Source organism: Pseudomonas lundensis (genome assembly GCF_001042985.1).
Classification (GTDB): Bacteria; Pseudomonadota; Gammaproteobacteria; order Pseudomonadales; family Pseudomonadaceae; genus Aquipseudomonas; species Aquipseudomonas lundensis.
In genome coordinates this window covers 1-5,575 of record NZ_JYKY01000053.1, presented here as the reverse complement: position 1 = coordinate 5,575, position 5,575 = coordinate 1, and the positions used below count along the sequence as shown (strand labels likewise).

Genomic DNA, 5,575 nt, shown 5'->3' with positions numbered 1-5,575 from the left:
TGGCTGGCTGAAGGAGAACCGTCGCATCGTGACGCGCTTCGACAAGCTCGCAACAAGTTTTGCGGCGATGGTCTCATTGGCCTGCGCTATGCGGTGCTTGCGACAATACTTTACGTACAGAGCCTAGAGTTACTTTCTTCATGATGTCTTTATGCAGACCTGAGCGTCGCGCGCTGTATGCGTGTTATGCCGCCATGATGTGTTTGGCGATGGCGCTCAACTTCTTACCGGTCTTCCTGACTATGTTCAGTCATACGTTCGGAGCCGCGTCCGGGCTGACAACCGAGCAGCTTGGGCGCATCCCGGCGGTGATGTTTCTCAGTTTCATCGTTGCCATCCTGATCACGGGGCCGTTGGCGGACAGAGTACGTATTGCGCTGATCATCAGGTTTGCCCTGGGCACCACCTTGGTGGGGCTAGGGTGGGTGGCGATGGCTCCGTCCTATACGTTGCTGTTGTGTGCCGTTGCCGTCATGGGGTTTGGTGCCGGGATGCTGGACATGATACTCAGCCCCATCGTCGCCGCGTTGCAACCCGAACGGCGCAGCGCGGCGATGAACTGGCTGCACGCGTATTTCTGTATTGGGGCTGTAGCGGCCGTGCTGATTGCCAGCGTTGCGCTGCAATGGGACATTTCGTGGCGAACGGTTGCGCTGATTCTGATGGTTGCTCCCCTGGCCACACTGCTCTTGTTCTTGGGCTTAACCTTACCTCCTTTGATTAAAGAAGGCGGCCAACGTGAGTCGATGCCCACGCTGATCAAACAGCCTTATTTCATCGCGTGCCTGCTTGCGATTTTTCTTGGAGGGGCCACAGAAGTGGGGTTGTCCCAATGGCTGCCGGCTTTTGCCGAACAAAGTTTGGGGTACTCAAAAGAAGTGGGCGGTTATACGCTCGCCGCTTTTTCTGTCGGCATGGCGCTGGGTCGCATAGGCGCCGCATTGTTGCAAGAGCGCGTACCGGCCATTTCACTGATGTTGGGGTGCTGTGCCGTCACCGTGGTGCTGTTCTTCGTGATCAGCTTTTCGTCCAGTCCGGCCCTCGCTTTGGCCGCTGCCATTGCTGCAGGATTCTCGGGAAGTTGCCTGTGGCCGACAATGCTCGCCATCACGTCAGAGGCTTACCCACAAGGCGGGGCTACGATGTTTTCTGTACTGACCGCTTCCGGCAATGCCGGGTGCAGCCTGGTGCCGTGGATCGTCGGGATTATTGCTGCGTACTCTGACTTGCATATCGGGCTATTGGCCGTCACGTTTTGCCCGGCGGCCATGATGGTGTTGCTGGTGTGGATGTCTCGTTGTTCACCCCCCAAAAAAACCAACATCCTCAACGCTTGATAGATCACGCAATCCCCCATCAAAACGGTGTCCGGTTCAGCGGTACTCCTGAACCGGAATGGCGTGACTACCGCATTCAGGTACGGGCCTGGAAACAGGGCGCGGAAGGCTTTCCCGATTCAGATAAAAGACCTGCACGGCCAGGCTGATAACCAACATATCTGAGAAGGCCCTTATCATGCGGGGGGGGGGGAGTATTTTGTGTGTTTTGTGCTCGCGGGAAAGCTCAAGGAAAGACGTCTAGTGCAGAACTGCTTGCTTTTTACGAGCTGTGATTGGTTGAATGCCCGACTTTTAGGTATGGATGTGGCGAGCATGAAAGTGAAAAAATTTGAAAGTCCGATGAAACGACTTGGATTCGTCATTTTTTTGTTTGTCTTCGGCCCTTTGCCTAGTCGCCTTCCTGATTACCTATAAAACCTATTACGACATTGGTTTTTATTGGCTTGCGCATTTGATTTTCGATGGCTCCGATCAGTGGCAGCAGACAGCTTTCAAGCTTGGTCTGGTGGGTGCGATCGTGGGCGCGGCGTTGGCTTGGGATTATGCGTCAGTCGTTAAACGCCTTTACAAGTGGGTCAGCAATGGCTGATGAGATCGAGCCAGTATTTCCCGCTTCACCCGGTGCACCTTAAGAAAATCAACGGCGTTGACACGTTGTGATAAAGGCTTCACCTAAAGAGAACCCGCCCTGTGCGGGTTTTTTCATATCTGGAGATTGAGAATGCCCATCACCACGCAGCAACTGCTGCAGATCCTCCCGAACGCCGGCCACGTTGCCGGCGTTCTTGCACCTGTACTGAACACCGCCATGAACCGCTATCAGATCGTCGGCGCCAAGCGCGTTGCGGCGTTTATCGCACAGATCGGTCATGAGTCCGGCCAGCTCAAATACGTGAAAGAGATTTGGGGGCCGACTAAAGCGCAGCTCGTTACGAAGGCCGCGCTGAGCTCGGCAACACCTACCCGGGCGACGGCCCAAGTTTCGCGGCCGTGGCCTGATCCAGATCACGGGCCGCGCCAACAACACTATGGGCATCTATGGCTATTCGATTGCAGCGAGCGCCAGAGAAAGCAGCAATGTTTAAAGGAGTTGCCATGTGCCTTCGGGCATGGGGTGCTAGAGGTTTGGCTGTGGCTGGGATGTCTTGAATTTTCGTGCTTTGGCAGTACGCAAGGGGAGGGGCAAAAATGAAAAATTGCGGAACAGCTTTCAGAGTTGCGGAGCAAAAACAAAGGGCCTGCATGAAGAATCTCATGCAAGCCCTTGATTTGTTTGGTGCCCGAAGCCGGAATCGAACCGGCACGTCCTTTCGAACGGGGGATTTTAAGTCCCATGCGTCTACCAATTTCGCCATTCGGGCGGTAGCGCGGTGTAGCGCGTCAAACCGGCGGGTCTTGCTGAATCGAAGTACCCAGGCCTGCGTGACAGGTGGATGAATATATAGAGGCTTACGGGATGAAGCAAGTTGGAGAGGGCACATTTTTTATCCTCAGTCTCAACAAAACCTTCGAAAAATCAGGTGCCTAGGGTTTCGGGGAGTTTGTTCGAAGGGGATTATCCTGATCGATGCATGAAAGTTTCAGGTTAATGCGTAAGTTTTTTGGGAGGGCTAGGCTAGGGTGTCTGTAGGTCTGAGACAGAAGTGGGTGAAATGAATTCAAGTGTGCTCTATGCGCTCTCGGCGGCAGCCTTGTTCGGCGCCAGCACGCCGCTGGCCAAGTTGCTGGGGGCCGACATGTCGCCCGTGCTGCTGGCAGGCTTGTTGTATTTGGGCAGCGGGGCGGGTTTGCTGTGTGTGCGCTGCCTGCGGGATCGCGGGTGGAAGGCTTCAGGCCTGAATGCAGGTGAATGGCCATGGCTGGCGGGAGCGATTGCCTTCGGTGGCGTATTAGGCCCTGTGGCGCTTATGTACGGGCTGACGCTGACCTCAGGCGCCACGGCATCGCTCATGCTGAATCTGGAGCCCGTACTGACCGCACTGCTGGCATGGGTGGTGTTCAGGGAGAACGCCGATCGCCGTATCGTGGCGGGAATGCTGGCCATTATTGCGGGGGGCGTGGTGTTGTCCTTGCCGTCAGGGCAGGGGGCCAGTGGCATGGGCTCGTGGCTGGGCCCGCTGGCAGTGGCGTTTGCCTGTTTGTGCTGGGCGGTGGACAACAACCTTACGCGCAAAGTGTCGGCGTCTGATGCGCTCTACATTGCCGGGGCAAAAGGTGGGGTTGCCGGGCTGGTGAATTGCGTACTGGCCACATCACTGGGCGCCCAATGGCCCTCGGTGGAGGTGCTGTCCCCGACATTATTGATTGGCTTTTTGGGCTATGGCGTGAGCCTGGTGTTATTCGTGTTGGCCTTGCGCGGGCTGGGGGCGGCGCGAACAGGGGCGTTTTTTTCGACCGCGCCGTTTTTGGGGGCTGTGATTTCAATCGTGATACTGGGTGAATCGGTCTCGTGGCTGTTTTGGCTCGCGGCGGCGTTCATGGGCCTGGGTGTATGGCTGCACTTGACTGAGGTGCATGCACATGACCACCAGCATGCGCGTCTGGAGCACACTCATCGCCATCGCCATGATGAGCACCACCAACACGTTCATGACGCCGATGACCCGGCTCTGGAACCCCATACCCATGCACATGTCCATTTGCCTGTACGCCACAGTCATCCTCACTTCCCGGACATTCATCACAGGCACCGGCACTGACCCTGAAGTACCCGGCCTTAAACGGAGCACATGAGCGCGCATGTTTGAACACGTCGACGTTAACTACCTGCTGGCCACCTACGGTTACTGGGCCATCTTTATCGGCTGCCTGCTCGAAGGCGAGACCATCCTGATTTTGGGCGGCATGGCGGCCCATCAGCATGTCCTGAAGCTGCTGCCCGTCATCGGCTACGCCAGTCTGGCGGGGATGTTGGGTGATCAGCTGTTGTTCTGGGCGGGTCGCTACTTTGGCGAGCGCCTGCTGCCGCGCTTGCATAAACAACAGGCGGCCATCGACAAGGTCACGTCATTGATTCAACACCATCCCACGGTATCGATTTTTTCGGTGCGCTTTCTGTACGGCATGCGCCTGGTAGGCCCCATGGTGATCGGCGCGAGCAAGGTGTCCCCCCTCAAGTTTGTGTGCATCAACCTGGTGGGCGCGGTGGTGTGGGCCACGCTGTTTGCCAGCGCAGGGTATTGGGCAGGGGAGTTCCTGCAACGAGCACTGGGTGATTTGAAACCTTATCGTCTGCCGATTGCGCTGGGCGTGGTCGCCTTGGTGGTGGCCGTGGGGTTGATCCGTCATTTCAGAGCAAAGCGCAAAGCTGCTTAGTCAAATGCGATGCACAGTGTGCAGCGCACCATGGCGGGTGCGCGGTTGCAAAAAATAATCCTGAAAGGCAAAGTCCGGCTACCCGGTTGCGTGACGCCCCCCTTAACCTAGACTCTTGTTCAGCAGGTCGAAGGGCAGGTTTCATGTCGTGTTGGCGAGGGTTGCGCGCCGGTCCGATGACAAGAAAGGAGGTCCGCATGTTGATACGCTCAATGATCCTCGCCAGTGTGCTGGTCACGGGAATAGCACACGCCGTTGAAGTTCCCAACCCCCTTGATCAGGAGCGCGCAAAGGCAAGGCCACTGGTAATTGTGGCGCGCACAGAGCGTGACCCCACCTTATTCACCCTGAAAAAATCCCTTGAAGACCCGGCTAAAAAAAAGGCCTTCGATGAACGCAACATGGTGCTCTACACCATTGTCGGCATCACCGGTCAGCGTGACGGCAAAGACCTTGAGCCGCAGTCCACCATGTCTCTGATCCGGGGGCTCAAACCGGGCATGATCATTGATAAAGCCAAGGTGTTTCTGATCGGGAAGGACGGCGAGATCAAATACAAGTCAGAGGGGGAAGCGGACCTCGACACGCTGTTCAAAACGGTCGATGCCTTGCCGCCTGCTGAACAGACCCTACAAGCGCAAGCTCAGCCCGAGCCAGCAGGCACACCGGGCACCCCGAACAAATCCGGCAAGCCCGCAAAACCTGCAAAACCGGTCAAAGCCCTGGAGGATTAAATCCGCGACAAAAAAAGGCCCGCTGGGGGAAGCGGGCCAAGAGGGATTCACTAAAGGAGTGTAGTGGTCTAATGAAACCGGACACTCATTTAGGCGAGAATGCTCGCCCCAAAGAGGTGTCTGATGACCAAGCAACGCCGTACCTTTACCCCTGAGTTCAAGCGCGAAGCAGCCTGTCTGGTGCTC

The 5,575-nt window shown here is 56.5% G+C and carries 5 protein-coding genes, 1 tRNA gene and 2 pseudogenes; 7 read left to right on the top strand and 1 reads right to left on the bottom strand.

Going from position 1 to position 5,575, the window contains the following annotated elements:
- From TU74_RS24350 to TU74_RS24560, 4 genes and pseudogenes are all read left to right on the top strand, one after another.
- Positions 1–127: pseudogene (locus TU74_RS24350) on the top strand (IS5/IS1182 family transposase); the annotation flags it as partial.
- 13 nt (positions 128–140) lie between these two features.
- Positions 141–1,337, top strand: a complete 1,197-nt coding sequence (locus tag TU74_RS22650) for an MFS transporter (RefSeq protein WP_048377714.1) — start codon at positions 141–143, stop codon at positions 1,335–1,337.
- Between the two features lie 352 nt (positions 1,338–1,689).
- Positions 1,690–1,929, top strand: coding sequence for a hypothetical protein (locus TU74_RS22645; RefSeq protein WP_048377713.1), 240 nt, complete (start codon positions 1,690–1,692; stop codon positions 1,927–1,929).
- Positions 1,930–2,061: 132 nt separating this feature from the next.
- Positions 2,062–2,362: pseudogene (locus TU74_RS24560) on the top strand (glycoside hydrolase family 19 protein); the annotation flags it as partial.
- Positions 2,363–2,614: 252 nt separating this feature from the next.
- Here TU74_RS24560 and TU74_RS22635 read toward each other — a convergent pair.
- Positions 2,615–2,701 (bottom strand) — tRNA-Leu (locus TU74_RS22635).
- A 291-nt stretch (positions 2,702–2,992) separates the two neighbouring features.
- Between TU74_RS22635 and TU74_RS22630 the strand changes: the two genes are divergently transcribed.
- The 3 genes from TU74_RS22630 to TU74_RS22620 all read left to right on the top strand — a co-directional run bounded on the left by TU74_RS22630 (position 2,993) and on the right by TU74_RS22620 (position 5,389).
- The gene (locus TU74_RS22630; RefSeq protein WP_048377712.1) at positions 2,993–4,039 is read left to right on the top strand and encodes a DMT family transporter; all 1,047 of its coding nucleotides are present in this window, start codon (positions 2,993–2,995) and stop codon (positions 4,037–4,039) included.
- 40 nt (positions 4,040–4,079) lie between these two features.
- The gene (locus tag TU74_RS22625) at positions 4,080–4,655 is read left to right on the top strand and encodes a DedA family protein (protein WP_048377711.1); all 576 of its coding nucleotides are present in this window, start codon (positions 4,080–4,082) and stop codon (positions 4,653–4,655) included.
- A 197-nt stretch (positions 4,656–4,852) separates the two neighbouring features.
- On the top strand, positions 4,853–5,389 hold the full coding sequence (locus TU74_RS22620; protein WP_048377710.1) for a DUF4174 domain-containing protein: 537 nt from the start codon (positions 4,853–4,855) through the stop codon (positions 5,387–5,389).
- Positions 5,390–5,575: the final 186 nt, after the last annotated feature.

What these genes read in the sequence shown, in the direction of transcription:
- TU74_RS22650 (WP_048377714.1), top strand. Translation starts at nt 141, where the DNA reads ATGATGTCTTTATGCAGACCTGAGCGTCGCGCGCTGTATGCGTGTTAT.
- TU74_RS22630 (WP_048377712.1), top strand. Translation starts at nt 2,993, where the DNA reads ATGAATTCAAGTGTGCTCTATGCGCTCTCGGCGGCAGCCTTGTTCGGC.
- TU74_RS22625 (WP_048377711.1), top strand. Translation starts at nt 4,080, where the DNA reads ATGTTTGAACACGTCGACGTTAACTACCTGCTGGCCACCTACGGTTAC.
- TU74_RS22620 (WP_048377710.1), top strand. Translation starts at nt 4,853, where the DNA reads ATGTTGATACGCTCAATGATCCTCGCCAGTGTGCTGGTCACGGGAATA.